Genomic DNA, 17,668 nt, shown 5'->3' with positions numbered 1-17,668 from the left:
TTCGAAGACGGCCCAGCGGGCCCGGACGGCTGGGCGGAGAGCTCCGCGAACGGGAGCCAACCTCGACTTCCGTTGCCGTCGGGCCGTGCCCGGCGGGGTTCAGCGGGCGCGGCCGAGGTGGATGACGCTGACCCGTACGTGCCGGTCGTTGATCTCGTACTGCACCCGGTAGGGACCGACGTGGACACGCACCGCGTCCGTGCTGCCGAACGCCCCCTCGGGACGGGGGTTTCCGCCCAGCCGGTCCACGGCCGAGAACACCAGGCGCACGCCCTCGGGGTCATCGGCGGCCAGCCGTTCGGCTTGGGCGAGGGCCTCGGGCTCCCAGATGACCTCGTACCTCACGCGCCGTCCTCGCCGAACACCCGGCGCAGCGCGGCGGCATGGGGGATGCCCGCGTCCTCGCCGCGGGCGCGGCGGTCGCGGTAGGCGGCGAGTGCGCGCAGCTCCTGGAGCTCCAGGGCGTCGGCGGGGCTCACCAGGACCGCGATGGTGTGGCCGTGGTCGGTGATGGCGGCGGGCTCGCGGCGGGCGCTGACCTCGCGGGCGATCGCGCCCAGCCGGGCGCGGGCTTCCGCGAGCGAGTACGTCCTGGGCGTCATGCCCTTCAGCGTACGCACGGGCGGGCCACCGCGGCCGGCGGTCGGGCCGCAGGCCAGCGGGTGTGCGCGGTGGCGTACGGGTGCGTCATCCTGGGGCCGGGGACCACGGTGCGGGCCGCGGCCGTGCCGGATCCTCGTCCTGCCAGCGCTCGTTGAACGGGAGCGATGTTGAACCACGACCTGAGCATGTGCTCGCGGTGCCAGTCCCGCCGCTACGTCACCTCCACCCGCGACGAGCGGCTGTGCGGCCCGTGCGCGTCGTGCTGCACCGCGTGCGGACGCCCGCCGGCCGCCGCCGTCGAGGGCCTGCACGGCGGCATGTGCGCCCAGTGCCAGGGCCTTTGCGAGCTCTGCCTCAAGCCGGTCCCGCCCGATGGCCGGCCCTGCCCCTGCCTGGAATGGCGCCGCGGGCCGGGCGGCGACCCGGTCCACTTCGTCTGCCAGGGCTATCCCGCCGCCCTGCGCAACGCACTGCACGGACGCTTCCCCGTCGCCGTACGGGAGCAGATCCTGCAGCAGCTCGACGAGCGGCACTACGCCCACCGCTCCGCCTCCCAGCTCCTGACCCGCATCCGGCGCCGCTGGTACGAGCGCTGGGAGAAGATCTTCCACTCGCGCGCCGACCTCGACGACATCCGCTGGGGCCCCGACGACATCGCCGTCCAGCTCGTCGCCCCCGGACCCTGCCACATCGCCCAGTGCGAGGACGGCGCCCTGCTGTACGACCAGAGCGTGTGCACCACCTGCACCCGGCCCGAGTACCGCTTCGCACCCGCCGCCGTCCCACTCGCCGACCCCGACCGCGCGCGCAGCGCCGCGGCCGCCATCCGCAGCCAGCTCCTGCAGGGCACCAACCGCACCGGCGCCGCACGCGCGTCCCTCCGCCGCCGCGACCCGCTCGGCGGGCCTCGGCCCGACCAGGACCGCGCCTTGGACCGGGCCCGCGCCCACTACGACGACCCGGCCCGGCCGGACCGCCTGCAGGCGCCGCCTCCGCCCCCCGAGCCCGGTGCGGAGGAGAGCCCGATCCTGCGCCTGCGAGAGGATCGCCAGGGTGCCGATGCCCAGGACGCCGTGCGGCAGGCGGCGCTGGCCAGGGCCCGCGCCGAACGCGGCCGTGGCCGCGGCGGTCAGCGGGGCTGACAGGCACTGGCGCCGGCTGGCGCGGACTCGGTCTATCGCTTCGCGGCCTCGCGAGGGGTGGTTAGGTTCGTACGACCGACCGCACGGCCCACCGCGTTGCGCACCGCGAGGCCCGGCCGGGTGCGGGGCACCATGAGCCTGGAGAGCAGGCCGACGCGTCGCTGTCGCGGACCCACCTCGCGGCGGAGCCGCGTCTCGTAGGCGGCGAAGGCCCGCGCGTGATCACCAGGGTGGGCGGCGAGCTCTTCCGCGAGGGCGTACGCGCCCGCCATCGCCATGCTGGACCCGTCCCCCAGCAGGGCTGTCGCGGCCGCCGCGTCCCCGAGCAGCACGACCCGCCCGCGGGACCAGGAGGGCACCCGGATCGTGGTCAGGGGGTCGAAGAACGGAGCCGGGTGGTCGACGAACGCCGCCACCAGCTCCGATGCCCGCCACCGTACGTCGGCGTAGGCGTCGGCCACGAACTGCTTGTGGCGGGCGATGTCCTTGCGGTCGTGCGGCGCCGGCCGCGCGGCCCGGAAAGTGAAGATCGCGAGCGGGGTGGTCCGCGAGGGGTGGACGACCAGCATCCGGTTCGGCACGGTCAGCATCGTCATCTCGGTCGGGTCCTCGATGGCGTCGGGTTCCAGCGGCACGGTCGCGCCGTACAGGCCCGCGTCGCTCGCGAACTGCCGCTCGGGCCCGAACACCAGGCGCCGTACGGTGGAGTGGATCCCGTCGGCACCGACGACCAGGTCGAAGCGCCGTGGCGCGGACCGCCGGAAGGTGACGTCGACCCCGTCTCCGTCCTGGTCGAGAGCGGTGACCGTGTCGTCGTACACGAACTCGGCTTCGGTCCGCGCCGACCGGTGGAGCACCTCGGACAGGTCGGCTCGGGTCACCTCGACCGACGGCGCCCCGTCCGAGGCGAGCGGGAGCCGCAGGAGGGGCCGGCCGCCGGGGTCGAGCAGGGTCAGTGACCGGTTGCGGGTGGCGAGTTCGCGGAGCTCGGGGAGGATGCCCATGCGGTCGGCGACCGGGATGGCGGGCCCCTTCACGACGATCGCGCTGCCGCCGGAGCGCAGGTACCGGGCCTGTTCGACGACCGTCGGGCGGTAGCCGTTGCGGGAGGAGGTGCCGCGTGGCCGGGAAGAACCTGGTCGGCCCGGAGGTCGATGCGCTCGACCTGGGTGCGGTGTTCCGCGCCCTCGCCGACGAGCACCGCCGTTCGGTGATGGCGCAGTTGGCCGCCGACCGCGGAGACGGCGAGCGGGGCTGCAACTCCTTCGATCTCCCGATCTCGAAGCAGACCCAGACCCACCACTTCCGCGTCCTGCGCGAGGCGGGCCTCATCGACGAGGTCGACTACGGCAACCGCGAGGGCGTCCGTCTGCGCCGCGCGGACATCGAGAAGAGATTCCCCGGGCTGCTCGCCCTCCTGGAAACGGAACCTCCGGGCGCCACCGCTTCCCACGGCTGAATCCCCTGCTTCGGCCGCCCGGCGCCCGGGCCGCGCGCCGCGAGGCATGCGTGACGAACGCGTGTGCTGGGCGCGGGAGTTCGCCTGTACGCTCCGGGGCTGATCCGGACCGGTACGGCGCCGTGGCGGACGGCCGGCCCGCGTGGGAGCACCCGGGCCGGGCCCGATCCCGCGGTGCCCGGATCAGCCCTGCGGCGGCGTGGCGTCGGGCAGTTGCTCGACGAAGCCGTGCCACTGCTCGATGGTCCACACGGCCATGACGGACCGGTCGGTGGACATCCGCAGCCACACCTCCTCACCGCCCGGCATGAGCGCGATCTCCAGGTGCGGCTCGTCCCACGTACCCATCGCGTACATCCACTGGATGCCGTCGGACCAGGTACGCATCGCCGCCGTGCGCACGCTCAGCGCAGCGGCGAAGGCATCCAGAGCGGCCTTCGGGATCCGCACCTCCGCGGGCTTCCGTTCGAACTCCTCCACCGTGCCCTCCCTCCCCGGGCCGTACGACGTCAGCGGCCCTCATCGCCCATGCTCTTGAATGTGTCACACATCAACTGGTCGATGGCACCGGGCGATTGGACCAGGGAGTCGAAGAGATCAGCGAGCAGCCACAGTACGAAGCCGTGAACCGTCGCCTCCTTCGGCGGGATGCGCCCGAACCGGTCACGCCAGACCACGGTGTCCATGCCCATCGCGGCGGCCATGAGGACACCCGTGACCATCGGCACCTGCTCCGGATCGGCCAGCTCGAAGGACGGCAGCCGGCGGATCACGCCGGGGATCAGGTCGCTGAGCGGATCGAGCCGGTCCCCGCTGCCCAGCGGGTCGCTCATCAGGTACCCGGTCAGGACCCCGACCAGGAACACCGTGCCCCGGGAAACCTCCTCATGCCCCAAGGAATCCACCGCGGTCCGCACGCGCTCCCGCGCCTGCTGACGCTCCTCGTCCGGCGTCCGCTTCTCCAGGACCCGGTAGGCGTCCCACGCCGCACGGACCGCCTCGTCCACCACTACACCGTCGCTGTTCATGGGAGCGACGGTAGGCGAGACGGCACGCACTTTCAGAATCCTCAGACACCTCAGGCACCTCAGGCGGTCGGCGGTCAATGGGTCACGTTCGGCGTATCGGCGCCGTCGTCGTTGCCGAGGAGGCAGGGATCATGCGTCCCGGACCGGACCGGGCCGGCCGGGCCCAAGAGGTTTTCCTCCCTGGTGAGGCCTGCCCCCGGCAGCCGGTGATCCTTCCGTGACCCGGATCAGGGCAACCACCGGGCTGTCCACCTGGTCTGTTCTGTGTGATCAACCGTTCAGCCCGTACCGCCGTGGCCCTCCTGACCAGTTGCCTGTTGCTGTCCGCCTGCGGGGCGGACGGGGCGGACAGGGGTACGCGGGCGCGGCCCGCCCCCTCGCCGACACCGCTGTTCGCCGAACCTGCGGCCCGCCAGCCGCAGCTCGCGGTCGAGGCCACCCAGCACTCCCGCACCGCGGCCTTCCGTCAGACCATCACCTTCGGCTCGCGCCGGGGCGCGGCGACGCAGACCACGCAGGGCTTCCTCGACTTCGGCGGAGATCGTGCCCGGGCGGCCAGGGTGTGGAACGTGCCGCCGAGTCTTCCCGACAACGCGGGGGAGACGTTCCTGGGAAAGCTCCTTCACGGTCGCGCCCGGGTCTCGGTGCAAGAGGCGTACGTGGACCGGGCCACGGTCGCCGTGCAACCGGGTCGCGCGGACTACTGGCTGCGTTTCACGACCGCGGTCTCCGACAGCACCGGAGCGAACGCCATCTCGGAGCTACGAGGAATCGTCGCCCCGTTCGGCGGGACGCTCCTCGAAGCGGTGGCCGGCGCGCGTTCGGTCACCGCCCGCCCGGCCCCGGGCGGCGGCCGCGTCTACACCATGAGGCTGGGTCTGAAGGCCGTGGCCGACGTCGTGCCCGGTTTCCTGCACGCTGAACTGCGCGAGGTCCCGAAGGAGTACACGACGGACGCGCCGGTACCGATGACCCTGACCGTGGACGCGCGCGGACGCATCACCCGCGCGGACGCCGACCTCACGGTGCTGCTGGGCCGCAAGGGCAGTGCCCTCGCCTGGACGACCTCGCTGAAGGCCTCCCTGGTCCTGACGGGTCACGGCAGCTCGACGCCGCCCGCGCTGTCCGCGGGGGAGCGCGTCCTGGACGCCGCCACGGCGTACGCGCGCCTCGCCGACGTACGCCCCGGTTCCTGCGCGGACCTCGACAGCGGCACGCATCAGTGGGACTGGGTCGTCATCGTGCCCTGCGGCACCTCCCACGACGCGCGCATCTACGCGCAGTTGAAGCTGGGCGGCGACTATCCGGGCGACGGCGCGGTGCGCGAGGGGATCGACGACGCGTGCCGCGAGGCGAGGGCGAAGGCACCGGAGGCATGGGCGGGCAGTGCGGGGGCGATGTACGGGCACGTCTCTCCGCCCGCGTCGTCCTGGGAGGTGGAGAAGGGCGCGACCACCTGCTACGCGATCGAACCCTGACGGCTGTCCCGGTGCGGCTCACCACAGGTCAGAGCGCCACTGTCGATGACGGGCGAACGGATCGGGCAAGGTACGCCCGAGGTACACGGCGTCCAGGACCGCCACGCGGCGTTTCAGCTCCAGGCGAGCTCGGGGAGGCAGCTCGGTGGACAGGGTCTCCCAGGTACGCGGGCCACTCGTTCGGCGCGCAGGGCGCCCGGCCGTCTACGCGGCATCGGCCTTTCGGTATGCAGTCATGGAGGTCATCATGACAGCCGCCACACGCGGAAGACTTTCTGTACGGCCTGTGCCTGGACGGGGAGACCGGAAGGCTGTGGTCCTGGAGCGAGTGGGGGCCACACGGCACGGGGGGAAGCGGTGGCGCCGGTTCGGCCCACCTGACCGTGTAGCAGGCCCGTCTCGTCGCGCAGGCATCCGGCGCCGGTACGGTCAAAGCTCCGCGCCCGCGTCGTACGGCCACGACGGCGCTACGGGCCGGCTCCTGACGGTGGTGGCGGTGGTCATCGCCTCACGCATCTGTGCGCTCAGGCTTGGTCGTTGGTGGAACCTGGTCGTTGGTGGTGTCGACGACAGCCCACACCTGCTTGCCACCGGGAACGGGCTTCACGCCGTGGTCGACGGCGACGGCGTCCACCAGGTGCAGGCCGCGGCCGCGCTCGTCGTCGGGGTCCGGGGCTCGGGGTGCCGGCGGGTGCGCTTCGTCCCCGTCGGTGACGGTGACGTACACCCGGCCGTGCTCCACACGGGCTTCCACGGTGATGGCCCCCTGGGTGTGCAGGACGGCATTGGTGACCAGCTCGGAGACGACGAGCGCAACCTCGTCACGGCCCTGCGGCCGGATACCAGCGAGGGCGAGCCGCCGGTCGATCGCCCTGCGCACGGTGCTCGGCCAACTCCTTTCCCGTGGAGAGGCGTTGCCGGGAGTTCGTGCTCGCGCGGCGAGCGCCGCCCGGAATGCGCCCGGTAAGGGGCTCGCCGGTTCCTGGCCGAGCCGGGTGGGGACGGGGATGAGGGCAAAGGGGAACATGGGTGGTCCTTCGCGGAGGGATTGTGGGAGGGCTTGGTGTGCAGGCCAACAGGCGCTCCTGGCTTCGGAGTTGGCCTCGGCCTGCGACTCACGGCAGGTCGCACGACAGGTCACGGCGACCACTCCCCGAACGCGGCAGCGGCGGCACCGGTACAGCCGCTGCGGGTACGGCAGGGTCACGGCGAGAGGGCGCGGTACAGCCGATGCCGCCTACGCAGAGTCGCCGTCTGAACTCAGCATGGCAGCAGATTGGTTGCCGTGAAAGCCATCTCGCAGAATTCTGCGAGCGCTTCTTCCTTGAACTCCCCTAAGATGAGGGCGAATTCACGCGACGACGCAAACGTTCCCCGAATTGCGTGAAGTTTCGTTGCTCCACCAGAACGTTCGGGGTCAGACTGTCAGTCGAGAAGTAGGAGAGGGTGGGGATGACCGACCACGCTGCGCCGGAGGCGCCCGCCATTGAATCGGCGACACCGGCACTGTGTCGCCTGATGCTCGGCGTGGAGCTCCGCAAGCTCCGTGAGAGTGCCGCCCTGAAGGCCGCCGAAGTCGCCCGGCGCCTGACGTGGGCCCAGTCCAAGATCACGCGACTGGAGACCGCAGAGAACGGCGTCGCCGAGCCCTCGGACGTGTTGGCGCTGTGCACCGTCTACGGTGCCTCAAGCGATACGACCGAGGTCCTCATGAGCTACGCCTCGGTCACCAAGACCAGACGCGACTGGTGGCAGAAGCCCGACGTGCGGGACGTCATCACCCCGAGCTTCAAGGCGTACCTCGGCCTCGAAGCCGTCGCCGCCCGACTGGAGAGCTACCAGAACGAGTTCGTCCCCGGCCTGCTCCAGACGGAGGACTACGTCCGGACCATCCTGGAACGCGCGCACACCGGCCTGCCCCGCGAACAGATCGAGAAGCGGATCGCGGTGCGCATGACCCGCCAGGAGGCACTTCTGCGTCCTGGATCACCCCTGGAGTTCACGGCCGTCATCAGCGAGTCCGTGCTGCGCCGGCCGGTGGGCGGCTCCGCCGTCATGCGCGCCCAGCTGACCCACATCACGGAACTCGCGGGGGCGCGCCCGAACGTGAACGTACAGGTCGTCCCGTTCTCCGTCGGCAGGCATCCCGGGATGAATGGGCCCTTCACGTTCCTGACGTTCCCGGGCTCGCTGCGGCCCATCGTCTACCTGGAGAACCTCACGGGCGCGGGAGTGTCCCGTCGCGAACAGGACCTGCACCTGTACGAGTCGACGTTCCGGGAACTCCAGGCCGTCGCTCCGGGATACGAGAAGTCCCTGAGCATGATCGAACAAGCAAGCAAGGAGATCCGATGACCCGAGCCGGTGACCTGTCCGTGGACTGGTTCTCATCGAGCTACAGCAACGACCAGGGCGGTGAGTGCGTCCAGGGCGGGCACTGCGCGAACGGCGACATGGCCGTACGGGACTCCAAGGACCCCCACGGTCCCGCCTTCCGGTTCACACCGGCCGCCTGGACCACCTTCATCGACCACGTGAAGGCCGACCAGTAATGAACGGCCGGTAATGAACGGCCGGTAACGAGCGGCCGGTGGCCAACGGCCCGTGGCCAACGGCCGGTAGCGATGGACTGGTTGTCATCCACACGGCCATGAGCAGCCACCTGCCCCCGGCCGGGCCGGCACCTCCCGTACCGGCCCGGCCTTTGCCGGCGGCGACCACCACCCCATCTCGCCGCGCCTGGGCGAAGGCCTCCTGAAGGCTTCCTGAAGGTCTCTTGGGCGAGGGGCAGGGCATGTGCCGGGAACGGCCGAACCCGGCCGCGTGGTGGCTGCGGCCGGGTTCGGAGCGTGGGTCTTGCCGCGGGTCACCGCCGGCTGCCGGGCTTGGGCAGCGGCCGGGGGCTGGGGAGCGAGCGGGGGCGGGGCGGCTGGAAGGTCTTGCGGTTGAGGTGCGCGAACGAGGTGCCGCGCTGGGGGTTGTGGCGGGGAACGCGCATACCGGAACTCCTTGTCAGCGGTTCGTCGTGCAGTGCTGCAAGCGTAGTACTTCAAGCGCAGTGGTTCAAGGGGTGGGTGCGGGATCGCGCGCAGGATCCCCGGATGCCGGGCCGGGGGTGGTTGCTCGCCCGCCGCGACGGACGCGCCGCGCCGCGCCCGCGGAGCCGGAAGCATGCTGGTACCGGGTGCGGTCCTCGGCCCTGTCGGGCCCGCGCAAGCGGATAGCGGATGAGCGGGTAAGGGTGCCGGCCCCGCTACCCCGGGGGGGGAGGGGTAACGGGGCCGGACCGCCGGGAAGGTGGTCACCGGCTGTCCGCCATGCTCCCCCACTGAGGCAGCCGCCCGGCCGCGCCTCGCCGTAGGACTTGCCGGGATCCCGCCGGATGGACCTGCGGCGTACGGGTGTAAGGGTGGACGGGCCTGCGGCGTACGGGTGTGAGGCCGGGCGGACCTGCGGCGTACGGGCGCAACAGCGGGCCCGTTGCCCCTTCCGGTTCCTGACCGACCCGGGATCCGCGGGAGGGAGCCCTGGGAAGATGGCAACCGTCGAACCCGGACGTGAACAGCAGGAGGAAGTGCCGACGTGGCCCGCCTGAACGAAGTCGAGGAGGCCCTGTGCTCCCTGGGCCCGGTGACGGTGACCGTCTTCGTCGTCGGCGCCGGACACCGACCGCTGCCACCCGAGGCGTTCCACCTCGCGGGCCTCGTGCCCGACGAGGTCTTCCCGTTCGAGCCGGCTGAGCAGCCACCGCGCATCGCGCCCCGGGGCTTGCTCTCGTACGACCTCTCCTTCACCGACACCTCCCTGGACCTGCGCACCTACACACGTGAAGCGCTGCGCCGGGTCTGCGCCGACGGCCCGGCTGTCGCGTGGGCCGCGTTCGAGGGGACGTTCCACTACGACCGCCTCCTCACCGCTGACGTGGCCTCCTCCGTCTACGGGTACTGCGTCAGCGGCGCCGAACCCGTCGTCACCTTCGAGGCCGCCACGCTGCGCGGCGAATCCTGGAAGGCACTGATCGCGCAAGCCCGCTCGGCGCTCGACGCGCTGCTGGACGACGAGCAGGAAAACGAAGAAGAAGAAGTCGAGGTCGAGGTCGAAGAAGAAGACGAGGAGGAGCTGTGGCTGGCACGCCACGGGCTGCGCCCCGACGCGCGCGGTCTCGGGGAGGTGCGGGCGCTGCTGGCCGAGCGGACCCGCCGTGAACGCGACAGCCAGGGCGAGGGCAACACGCTCCTGATGAGGCTCTGCTGCGTGCAGCTGTGCCATGCCGGCGACCTCGGCGACATCGAACTGATCTGGAACGCGAAGAGTGCCAGCTTCGACGCCTCCCACTCCATCGACGTCCAGTTGCTGTGCGGTGCGGGCCTGCAAGCGACCAAGGAGTTCCTCGCGAGCCAGACCTCACCGCAGAGCAGCGCGGCCCTGGAGCGGATCCTGCACAGCGAGGCGACCGGCGATTTCGACGGCTTCTCACCGGCCCGACGCTTCGCCTACGACGCAGCGTGCTACCTGTGAGCGCGGCGCAGCGGTCGGGCGTGCCGCATACGAACGTGTCGGCGACCTCGCCGCTGCGTAAGGGCACTAACACCTGCCATGCCCATCTGCCCAACGACCAGCACGACGTCCGCATGGAGGCAGGGTGCCCACGCGCTTCTCCGCCCGCGTGGAGGTCAGGGCATCGTCGCAGGCGCCACCATGTGGCCCTGACGGGAATGCCATGCCCCCAGCGCGCCGAGGAATCTACTGGCGTGCGGCGGCGTGAGCGCGGGCGCCGACGGCGCGCAGTGCGGCCGCCAGGACAGTGGCGGTCTCCTCCGGCACGTTCGTGAGGATGCTTGTCGGCAGGTCGCTGATGGGGCACTTGCAGTGCCACAGGCTCGCCCCGGTGTGCCGGCGCAGGAACTTGATGACATCGAGGGGCCGGGGCCCGGCGTCGTCCAGGACAACGGTGTGGGGCACGTCGTCGCAGACCAGCAAATAGGTCCCGTGTTCTTCCCCAGCCATGCATCCAGCGTACGTACCAGAGGCGTCAGCCCAGAGTGCTGGGGTGAAGGGCGTGGGGAGCGCGGGGACCCCCAAGGGGTCCCGTCCCCGGCACTGACGTCACGTACCGGCAAGAACGTCCCGTCCCCGGCAAGACCTCAAGCCTCCGCCACATCGGGCATCGGAGCTGCAGCGCGCAGGGCGTTCACGGGGTGACGTCCCACGCCGTGGCGGCGTCCTTCAGCCAACTCTGGTCGAGGTCCTCGTTCTTCCAGTGGCCGGCGAGCCTCACCCGGCTGCCGGACCCGGTAAGCCGTTCCAGGACCATCAGGCTGACCGGGGACGCGTACAGCTCGCACCGTCCCGGCTCAGCGTCGACTGCGCCGGCCGAGCCGGTCCCGTACTGGCTGAACAGCCGCTTCAGGCGCTCCTCATGCCGCACCAGGAACGTCTCCAGCACCGCGGGGTAGCCGGGCCGCTCGCCGGGTGCGACGCACGCCCACACCACCGGCAGCACCCGCTCGCCCAACCCGCCCTGAACTCCGCCTCGTTCCTGCCGCGCCGCCACCGGCGCGGCCAGGTCCGCGTGTGCGGCCGTGGCGACTTCCCACGCAGCCCAGGCCGCCCCGGTACGCACCTCCAGCCGCGCCCGCGTCACCACGTCCTCGACGCCGTCCTGATCCACCACGATGCTCACTGGTTCCTTTCCTCTCGCCGCAGGCCTCGGCGCGCTCGCCCCGCGTGCCGCTGCTCTCCGGCGTTGCCGCCCCCGTGTTGATTGTGGCCGACCGGCTGACCTTGGGGAATACCGCGTTCCGGAGGCGCACGAGAGTGTCGTATCCGGTCAATTTGCCAGGAAGCGGACCTCAGGGCGTGGAGGATTCACCTGGTGGAGCAGTCGTCGATGACCGCGCACAGGCGCCGGACCGTGTCGAGGAAGGGGGCGGTGGAGGGGGCGCCGTGCATGTGGGGCGCGTCGTGGAACCACGTCGTCCACAGGCCGTCTTCGCGCACGAGCGGACCGGTCCGGTCGGCGCCGAGGAGGACGTCGGTGTGCGCGAGCGCGCCGATGGCGGTGGGCTGGTCGTAGCAGAGGTCGGGGCGGCGCAGGTAGCGTTCGAGGTAGGCGGTGAGCAGGTCGGCGTCCCGGCCGGTCGCGAAGCTGGCCAGTGCCACACAGTAGGCGGGGCCCGCGCAGCAGACCTCGCTCTGCAGCAGCAGTGCGCCCAGGTGCTCACGCAGGTGCTCTCGGCGTGAGACGGCGGCGAGCCAGGCGGCGGTGCGCCGTTCACGCCAGCTTCCTTCCAGCAGGACGGCGAGGTCGTCGTCGCTGATGCTGCGGGCGTCGTCGGCCAGGGCACGCAGAAACGGCTCGTACTCTTCGCGTGGCGCGCTCAGCAGCGCGCCGCCGAGTTTCATGTAGCGGCGGCCGGGAGCGGCGTAGCGCTGGAACAGTGCCTGCGTCGCGGCGTCGTGGCGGATCACCGCCCCATCTTCCCTTCCGTGCGCGACTGTTGTCTGACTGGGTGCCGCGGCGGGGGAGGTCACCGCACGGGGCGGCCGGTCGGCATCGTCGTGACCACCCGGCTCTCGCGGGTGTCGCCTTCTCCGGCCCGGGGTGGTGCCGGGCTCAGGGCCGCTCCCGCAGGCGGGTGGGTGCTGGGCGGTGTATCTGAGGGATGATCTCGTCGTGGACAGTGTTGTTGATCTTGATGAAGCGGCCGCGCTGTTGCTGGAGCGTGTCGCGCGCTGGAGGTCGGCTGGTCTTGAGGTGGGGGAGCCGACCTGGCGCGATGGGGAGGCGCCGTGGCCCCAGACGCTGGAGACCGACAGGGCACGGGTGAGGGATCCCGACTCCCTCGGGGTGGTGATCAGGGGAGCGGCTGAGGCTGAGCTGCAGGTGGTCTTGTGGCGCGGTGGCTGGGCTGATGTGGACTTCCTCATGGCCCGCCTTGAGGACGGAGGCGTTCTTCCGGCCCCGGACATCGTCTCGGCCTCGGACTTCGCAGCGCGGATGGATCAGTGGGTGGTGCGGGTCTTCGGGACCTCTGGGGCCGCTCAATAGGGCATGTGAACCTTGGAGTTGAGCTGGGCGGACTTCAGTACCGGACCGGCACTGCGTGGGGCCCGCGGAGGCGTGGGCCTGAGACGGCCGGGTTCGCGAAGCGCATGAGGGTCGTGATGGGCGAGGGAGGGCCATGGCAAGGTGGAGCACGAGGTGAACCGGTGGATCTCCTGGCGGCCGTGGGGACGGGGACGCCTGACGGGAGGACCGGTCGACGAAGTCCTCGCCCGAGTGCATCAGGCCGTCCCGGGGGTGGCCGTCGCACGCCTGGCGGTCATTCACGAGGCTGACGATGACAACGTCTACCTGCTGGGGGACGTCCTCGACCCGGACCAGGTCCAGTTGGACACGGGCCCCGGTGGGCAGTGGCCGTTCCTGGTGGAGGCCGATGGCCTCCGCCTTGAGACGACGGATGTCGCCGAGGCGACCCGGAGCATCATCGAGCGGCTGCGGTCCGGGGTGGGCGGCGGTCCAGAGCCGGCTGTCGTGGACCGGGACTGACCGCGTCCCGTGTCCCGCGTTCGGTGGACCCCGTGGCGGGCGTGCGGGGCGGCGTGAGGAGAACGGCCTCCTGATGCCCCGGCCCGCTCGTGACGCCGACCACCTCGATGCGTGCCGGGCCCGCCGTGGGCCTGGAGAGCGAGGTGCTGACCCGCGCGCCCGGATCGCGCGCCGCCCCGGCCGTCGGGCGTGCTGGTCAGAGGCCGCCCGGGTATGCCGAGAGCCAGTCGTGGTGGCGGATGCGCAGGTGGTCGCGTTCCGCTGGAGTGGTGAGGATGACGTCCGCGCCGCCGTCGTACGGGTGGTGGATGCGCGCCAAGTCCGTGTCCGTGACGAAGACGTCGGCGAGTTCGTCGCCCGCGACCGCGCGGAGGACGGGGTCGAGACTGCCCCGCTGCCAGAGGCGGCGGTCGGCGTAGAGGTGGGTGTACGTGTGGAAGTCCGGGTCGGGATCGTCCGCGTGCGGCTCCGTCCACCAGCGTTCGCCCTCCGGGTGGAGTTCCCAGCGCAGCGGGTAATGGGCGGGGCCCGTCGGCGTGGACGACCAGTCCACCGTCACCACGAAGACCTCGCCGCCTGCGAAGAGTTCGTCCAGCACGGTGTTGTAGCGGTCGAGTACCGTCGCGTACTCCGCTGCCGTCTCGGGGTGGCGCTTCGACTCGGGCAGGCTGTGGAAACGGACCCAGCGGTCCGCGTACACCGTGCGGAACGTGTGCGCGACGGGCAGGACCGAGGCGTGCCGTGCCCGCCACAGGGCGGCCAGGTCGGCAGGTTCAGTGCGGGAGTGCACAGGTGTCCTCCGTCAGGTGCAGGGCGCGCAGGGCTTCCAGCTCGGCCGTGGGGAAGGGGTGCTTGTGCCACTTCTCCTGGTAGCCGGTCTCACCGTGGGTGCGGAGCACCTGCTCCGTCGCCCGCACGACCGCGTGGGCGAGGAGAGTACGGGGCGCGGTGCAGGTCCAGACGAGCTTGCCCTTCTCGTCCGGATCGCCCGTCAACGTGTCAGGGAAGTGCAGGATCTCGATGTGTACGTGTCCGTCCCGCGGGCGAAGGACCCACCGGGACTCCACCGGCTCCAGGTCGAACGAGACGCGCCGGACGCTGCCGGGAGGGCCGGAGTAGAGGCCCGCCACCGCGCCGAGCAGGTCGGCGAGCGCGTTCGTCAGGTAGCTGACGACGTCCCGGTGCTTCGCCTCGCCGTCCCAGATCCGGCACACCGCCCAGCCCGCCCCGCGCAGCTCCCAGCTGAAGTGCAGGCTTTCCGTAGCCACTATTGCGTTCCCCCTTGTGTTCCCCGACGGACCGTACAGCGAGGGACCTGGTCGTGCGACGGCCGGGTGCTCGTCCTGCGTGCACACCCGGCGCGCAATGTCCGACAACGCTGAGCCGCCCCCGCCTCCCTGTTCAGACGGGCTTCAGAGGGGCCGCGGCGCGACCGGACATCTTTGTCCGGTCGTCTGACCTGTGCTTTTCCGCCGGTGCGCTCCTAGGTTCCAGTCGTCCGGTCCGCGGTGATCTCCGCGTCCGGACCCCAGAGGAACGACAGGAACGACATTGACCCAGCACAGGAAGCGGTTATGACAGGACCCATCAGACGGGCCACGAGGTTCATGCTCTCGTCGGTCGTCGCCCTGACCCTCTTCGCACCGGTCTTGACGGCTTCGCCGGCGAGCGCCGCCCAATCCAACACGTACACGTTCGTCAACACGGACGGGACGCTCAACGCGACCGGGAACGTCGACGGGAACCAGATCTCCGTCACTCCCGACGGGACGAACTACAAGGAGTGGCGACTGATCAAACTGGGCGCGCCCGGCCAGTTCAACATCGCCAGCACCACCTCCGGCAAGTGCATCTACGCCACCCAGCCCGCCACCCAGCGCTCCTGCGGGCAGGAGGGCCAGCAGTGGCACTTCCGTCCCGTCGACGGCAAGCCGAACGCCTTCGGCATCATCCGCCGTGACGAGAGCACCGGCTCCGAGTGGTGCATGGACAACCGCGGCGGCCTGCACCTCTGGGGCATCCTGGCCCAGCCCAACGTCTGCAACGGCAGCGCGAGCCAGGAGTGGACCGTACCGGCCGCGAAGGCGGCCGAGGCCAGGAGCCTGGCGCTCGACTACTACGCCGACCTGTGCGCGAGGAAGACCAACACCTGCTCCTGGACGCAGAGGTCCGAGGGCCAGCCCGAGGTCCTGCCCCGCCAGCCCGCCTCGTCCGTCTGGTACAACGACACCGCCGACAAGGCGACGCAGGTCTTCACCACGATCTACCACTCGGGCTGGTCGCAGTCGTTCGGGGTGGGCCTGTCGTCCTCGGTCGGGGTGTCCGTCCCGATCCAGACGATGATCTCCGCGCAGCTCCAGACGACCACGACCTACGAGTCGGACGAGTCCACCGTCAACGGCATCGCCGTGACCGTCCCCGCCAAGCAGTACGGATGGGTCGACTTCGCGGCCGTCGGCAAGAAGGTGACGGGAACGTGGACCTTCGACACGGACAACCAGCCCTGGACGAGCGACGCGACCGTGACCGTCCCCGTCATCAACTCCTCGGTCGGCTCGACGATGTACGTCGCCCACACCAGCCCGGACCAGCCCGGCACCACCAACGTGACGAGCGCTGACGCACCCGCGCTGACCTTCGCCACGACGGCGTCGTTCACCCCGGACCTCCCCGAGGGCACCACCGCGTCGCAGGACGGCCCGAACACGGTGAAGCTCACCGACACCGCCACCGGGGCCAAGATCGGCACCATCAGGCCGAGCACGGTCGTGGACACCCAGGGGACCACCCACCGCGTCAGCCTGAAGGTGTCCGGGAACGTCATCACGCAGACCATCGAGAACGCTCCCGGCGACACCATCGACGGCTCCATGACCATGCCCGCCGTCACGTACCTCCCGACCGCGACCCCGACCCAGGCCGCGACCTCGACCGGTGCCACCGCCGGCGCCGGGAGCCTCGCGCGCAGCGCCGCTGCCGCCAAGAACGCGAAGAGCACGGCCGTACGCCCCGCGGCCGTACGCCTCCCCGGCCGCGAGCACCCGAAGAACTCCGACGAGTGGAACAAGTGCATGGCCAAGGAACTGGGCGCAGGCATGGTGAAGGGCGCTGTGCAGGCCGCACTGATGGGCGCCTGGAGGGGCGGCGCGCTCGGCGCTGCCGCAGGACCTGAAGGAGCGGCAGCGGGTGCCGCTCTGGGCATGCTGACCGGCACTGTCTCGGGGCTGGGCAAGGCGTACTACGTCTGCGGTTCGGACCCCGGCTGATCCGCACCGGAGAGGCGCCGCGCGCGGCACACCGGCGGGCGGCGCCTCGCGTGAACACGTGAACAGGAGACGAAAGACGAGGGTGCCGGCCACACATCGTGCGCTCGCGGGGCGCAGGGCGGCCGCGAGCAAATCGGGTGGCCTGAAAGCCCTCTGACGGTGAGAATGGGCTGGTGAACAGCCTTACGCCGCCGCGCGAACCGCTCTCCACGCCGGCCCAGGACCCGCGTGTCCGCGACGTCGTTCTCGACTATGCGGACATGCGGGCCCTGGTCGTCGACCTGGTTCTGCCGGAGGGCGCTTCGATGTACGTGATGAGTGCGCTGGAAACCTCCCGCGAGCTCATCCGGCACTCCTACTACCGGTACGAATTCGCCACCGTCGCCGTCACCCACTCCCTGGTCGCCTTGGAGATCGCCCTCACCGAGCGCCTGGCCACGAACGAACCACTCCACGACCTGATCCGTCGGGCTTCCGGCGAAGGGCTCATCCCGGCCGCACTCGCCGCCGAACTCGACCGCAGCCGACTGCTCCGCGACCAGCTCACCCAAGGTGCCGAGTCGAGCGCCGCCCTCCGCCCGGTCCGGGCCGTCACCATGGTGCGCGCCGTCTTCGATGCCGTCGCTCTGCTCCTCCGCCCACCGTCCACGGCGGGGACGGACGCCGTCGACGCGGGCGGAGCACAGCCTGAAGACGGACTCGCCCGGCTGTGGGAGGACCACCTGCGCGCCCCGTACCCCGACGGCTTCCGCGGCGTGGAACTCGACGGCGTGGAGCTGATCCTCCTGGACGCCGACGTCGCCGGGCTCGTGCAAAGCGAGCTGCACCGCGGACTCGACGACAGCGGCGTCGCCACCCTGTGGGACTGCATCAACGACCTCGACAAGATCGTGCCCTTGATCAACGAGGAGTACTGCGCCTCCTACTTCACGAGACTCCGCACGATGGCGCAGACGGCAGCAGCGCCGTACGTTCCTGCCGCGACCTGACCTGACCTGACCTGTCCCGCCGCCCTCGCCGACCCGCGGGCCGTGGGGTGGGTGCGGGCCATCTGGGGGAGGGTGGTGGGGAGGGGGCATCGTGGCACCCGGGGGTGTCCTTTCGGGCACGCCTACCGCACCGCGGCGCGAAAGGGGTCTT

At 71.1% G+C, this 17,668-nt stretch carries 21 protein-coding genes and 1 pseudogene; 10 read left to right on the top strand and 12 right to left on the bottom strand.

Annotated elements, in window-relative coordinates; all coding sequences use genetic code 11:
- Positions 1 to 99: 99 nt before the first annotated feature.
- Together ABT160_RS07610 and ABT160_RS07605 are read right to left on the bottom strand one after the other, a co-directional pair.
- The gene (locus ABT160_RS07610) at positions 100 to 345 is read right to left on the bottom strand and encodes a type II toxin-antitoxin system RelE family toxin (protein ID WP_351644807.1); all 246 of its coding nucleotides are present in this window, start codon (positions 343 to 345) and stop codon (positions 100 to 102) included.
- On the bottom strand, positions 342 to 602 hold the full coding sequence (locus ABT160_RS07605; RefSeq protein WP_351644805.1) for a type II toxin-antitoxin system Phd/YefM family antitoxin: 261 nt from the start codon (positions 600 to 602) through the stop codon (positions 342 to 344). The genes ABT160_RS07610 and ABT160_RS07605 overlap by 4 nt, the downstream gene beginning before the upstream one ends.
- A gap of 165 nt (positions 603 to 767) precedes the next feature.
- Here ABT160_RS07605 and ABT160_RS07600 point away from each other — a divergent pair, with 165 nt between their 5' ends.
- Positions 768 to 1,745 carry a hypothetical protein gene (locus tag ABT160_RS07600; RefSeq protein ID WP_351644803.1) on the top strand — a complete coding sequence of 326 codons (978 nt, stop codon included), beginning with the start codon at positions 768 to 770 and terminating at the stop codon, positions 1,743 to 1,745.
- Positions 1,746 to 1,777: 32 nt separating this feature from the next.
- Here the strand turns inward: ABT160_RS07600 and ABT160_RS07595 are convergent.
- Positions 1,778 to 2,839, bottom strand: a pseudogene (locus ABT160_RS07595) (FAD-dependent monooxygenase); the annotation flags it as partial.
- Positions 2,840 to 2,865: 26 nt separating this feature from the next.
- Here ABT160_RS07595 and ABT160_RS07590 point away from each other — a divergent pair.
- The gene (locus ABT160_RS07590) at positions 2,866 to 3,204 is read left to right on the top strand and encodes an ArsR/SmtB family transcription factor (RefSeq protein ID WP_351644802.1); all 339 of its coding nucleotides are present in this window, start codon (positions 2,866 to 2,868) and stop codon (positions 3,202 to 3,204) included.
- Between the two features lie 183 nt (positions 3,205 to 3,387).
- On the opposite strand, the gene ABT160_RS07585 is transcribed toward ABT160_RS07590, so the two are convergent.
- A complete protein-coding gene (locus ABT160_RS07585; protein ID WP_351644800.1) occupies positions 3,388 to 3,684 on the bottom strand; it encodes a hypothetical protein in 297 nt (98 codons plus the stop codon).
- Between the two features lie 29 nt (positions 3,685 to 3,713).
- The gene (locus ABT160_RS07580; RefSeq protein ID WP_351644798.1) at positions 3,714 to 4,232 is read right to left on the bottom strand and encodes a hypothetical protein; all 519 of its coding nucleotides are present in this window, start codon (positions 4,230 to 4,232) and stop codon (positions 3,714 to 3,716) included.
- Positions 4,233 to 4,498: 266 nt separating this feature from the next.
- On the opposite strand from ABT160_RS07580, the gene ABT160_RS07575 reads away from it, so the two are divergent.
- Positions 4,499 to 5,710 carry a hypothetical protein gene (locus ABT160_RS07575; protein ID WP_351644796.1) on the top strand — a complete coding sequence of 404 codons (1,212 nt, stop codon included), beginning with the start codon at positions 4,499 to 4,501 and terminating at the stop codon, positions 5,708 to 5,710.
- 508 nt (positions 5,711 to 6,218) lie between these two features.
- On the opposite strand, the gene ABT160_RS07570 is transcribed toward ABT160_RS07575, so the two are convergent.
- Positions 6,219 to 6,590 carry an ATP-binding protein gene (locus ABT160_RS07570; RefSeq protein ID WP_351644793.1) on the bottom strand — a complete coding sequence of 124 codons (372 nt, stop codon included), beginning with the start codon at positions 6,588 to 6,590 and terminating at the stop codon, positions 6,219 to 6,221.
- Positions 6,591 to 7,162: 572 nt separating this feature from the next.
- Between ABT160_RS07570 and ABT160_RS07565 the strand changes: the two genes are divergently transcribed.
- Both ABT160_RS07565 and ABT160_RS07560 read left to right on the top strand, forming a co-directional pair.
- On the top strand, positions 7,163 to 8,065 hold the full coding sequence (locus ABT160_RS07565) for a helix-turn-helix domain-containing protein (protein WP_351644792.1): 903 nt from the start codon (positions 7,163 to 7,165) through the stop codon (positions 8,063 to 8,065).
- Positions 8,062 to 8,262 (top strand): DUF397 domain-containing protein, encoded by a 201-nt coding sequence (locus ABT160_RS07560; RefSeq protein ID WP_351644790.1) that lies wholly within the window; start codon positions 8,062 to 8,064, stop codon positions 8,260 to 8,262. The genes ABT160_RS07565 and ABT160_RS07560 overlap by 4 nt, the downstream gene beginning before the upstream one ends.
- A 314-nt stretch (positions 8,263 to 8,576) precedes the next feature.
- Here the strand turns inward: ABT160_RS07560 and ABT160_RS07555 are convergent, their stop codons facing one another.
- Positions 8,577 to 8,708 carry a hypothetical protein gene (locus tag ABT160_RS07555; RefSeq protein WP_351644787.1) on the bottom strand — a complete coding sequence of 44 codons (132 nt, stop codon included), beginning with the start codon at positions 8,706 to 8,708 and terminating at the stop codon, positions 8,577 to 8,579.
- Positions 8,709 to 9,292: 584 nt separating this feature from the next.
- Here ABT160_RS07555 and ABT160_RS07550 point away from each other — a divergent pair.
- Positions 9,293 to 10,228 (top strand): hypothetical protein, encoded by a 936-nt coding sequence (locus ABT160_RS07550; protein ID WP_351644785.1) that lies wholly within the window; start codon positions 9,293 to 9,295, stop codon positions 10,226 to 10,228.
- A 225-nt stretch (positions 10,229 to 10,453) separates the two neighbouring features.
- Here ABT160_RS07550 and ABT160_RS07545 read toward each other — a convergent pair whose 3' ends face one another.
- The 3 genes from ABT160_RS07545 to ABT160_RS07535 all read right to left on the bottom strand — a co-directional run bounded on the left by ABT160_RS07545 (position 10,454) and on the right by ABT160_RS07535 (position 12,181).
- Positions 10,454 to 10,717, bottom strand: a complete 264-nt coding sequence (locus tag ABT160_RS07545) for a ribosomal protein L7/L12 (RefSeq protein ID WP_351644782.1) — start codon at positions 10,715 to 10,717, stop codon at positions 10,454 to 10,456.
- A gap of 184 nt (positions 10,718 to 10,901) precedes the next feature.
- A complete protein-coding gene (locus ABT160_RS07540) occupies positions 10,902 to 11,393 on the bottom strand; it encodes a hypothetical protein (protein ID WP_351644780.1) in 492 nt (163 codons plus the stop codon).
- Positions 11,394 to 11,578: 185 nt separating this feature from the next.
- A complete protein-coding gene (locus ABT160_RS07535) occupies positions 11,579 to 12,181 on the bottom strand; it encodes a DUF6000 family protein (RefSeq protein WP_351644777.1) in 603 nt (200 codons plus the stop codon).
- A gap of 181 nt (positions 12,182 to 12,362) precedes the next feature.
- On the opposite strand from ABT160_RS07535, the gene ABT160_RS07530 reads away from it, so the two are divergent.
- Entirely contained in the window at positions 12,363 to 12,761 is a 399-nt protein-coding gene (locus ABT160_RS07530) for a hypothetical protein (protein WP_351644775.1), read from the top strand.
- A 141-nt stretch (positions 12,762 to 12,902) separates the two neighbouring features.
- Positions 12,903 to 13,262: a hypothetical protein gene (locus ABT160_RS07525; protein ID WP_351644773.1), complete on the top strand. Its 360-nt coding sequence runs from the start codon at positions 12,903 to 12,905 to the stop codon at positions 13,260 to 13,262.
- A 196-nt stretch (positions 13,263 to 13,458) separates the two neighbouring features.
- Here the strand turns inward: ABT160_RS07525 and ABT160_RS07520 are convergent, their stop codons facing one another.
- Both ABT160_RS07520 and ABT160_RS07515 read right to left on the bottom strand, forming a co-directional pair.
- The gene (locus tag ABT160_RS07520; protein WP_351644770.1) at positions 13,459 to 14,052 is read right to left on the bottom strand and encodes a DUF3885 domain-containing protein; all 594 of its coding nucleotides are present in this window, start codon (positions 14,050 to 14,052) and stop codon (positions 13,459 to 13,461) included.
- Positions 14,036 to 14,530: a hypothetical protein gene (locus tag ABT160_RS07515; RefSeq protein ID WP_351644769.1), complete on the bottom strand. Its 495-nt coding sequence runs from the start codon at positions 14,528 to 14,530 to the stop codon at positions 14,036 to 14,038. The genes ABT160_RS07520 and ABT160_RS07515 overlap by 17 nt, the downstream gene beginning before the upstream one ends.
- Before the next feature lie 306 nt (positions 14,531 to 14,836).
- Here ABT160_RS07515 and ABT160_RS07510 point away from each other — a divergent pair, with 306 nt between their 5' ends.
- Together ABT160_RS07510 and ABT160_RS07505 are read left to right on the top strand one after the other, a co-directional pair.
- Positions 14,837 to 16,528 carry an RICIN domain-containing protein gene (locus tag ABT160_RS07510; protein ID WP_351644767.1) on the top strand — a complete coding sequence of 564 codons (1,692 nt, stop codon included), beginning with the start codon at positions 14,837 to 14,839 and terminating at the stop codon, positions 16,526 to 16,528.
- A gap of 173 nt (positions 16,529 to 16,701) precedes the next feature.
- Entirely contained in the window at positions 16,702 to 17,517 is an 816-nt protein-coding gene (locus tag ABT160_RS07505; RefSeq protein ID WP_351644765.1) for a hypothetical protein, read from the top strand.
- The last annotated feature ends 151 nt before the right edge of the window (positions 17,518 to 17,668 follow it).

The organism is Streptomyces sp. NPDC001941, from assembly GCF_040296945.1.
Taxonomy (GTDB): domain Bacteria; phylum Actinomycetota; class Actinomycetes; order Streptomycetales; family Streptomycetaceae; genus Streptomyces.
Note: the sequence above shows the minus strand (reverse complement) of the source record. Positions and strands in the feature narration are given on the sequence as shown.

Coding starts and splice junctions, on each gene's coding strand:
- ABT160_RS07605 (WP_351644805.1), bottom strand. CDS start 602: ATGACGCCCAGGACGTACTCGCTCGCGGAAGCCCGCGCCCGGCTGGGC.
- ABT160_RS07600 (WP_351644803.1), top strand. CDS start 768: ATGTTGAACCACGACCTGAGCATGTGCTCGCGGTGCCAGTCCCGCCGC.
- ABT160_RS07580 (WP_351644798.1), bottom strand. CDS start 4,232: ATGAACAGCGACGGTGTAGTGGTGGACGAGGCGGTCCGTGCGGCGTGG.
- ABT160_RS07565 (WP_351644792.1), top strand. CDS start 7,163: ATGACCGACCACGCTGCGCCGGAGGCGCCCGCCATTGAATCGGCGACA.
- ABT160_RS07560 (WP_351644790.1), top strand. CDS start 8,062: ATGACCCGAGCCGGTGACCTGTCCGTGGACTGGTTCTCATCGAGCTAC.
- ABT160_RS07555 (WP_351644787.1), bottom strand. CDS start 8,708: ATGCGCGTTCCCCGCCACAACCCCCAGCGCGGCACCTCGTTCGCGCAC.
- ABT160_RS07545 (WP_351644782.1), bottom strand. CDS start 10,717: ATGGCTGGGGAAGAACACGGGACCTATTTGCTGGTCTGCGACGACGTG.
- ABT160_RS07510 (WP_351644767.1), top strand. CDS start 14,837: ATGACAGGACCCATCAGACGGGCCACGAGGTTCATGCTCTCGTCGGTC.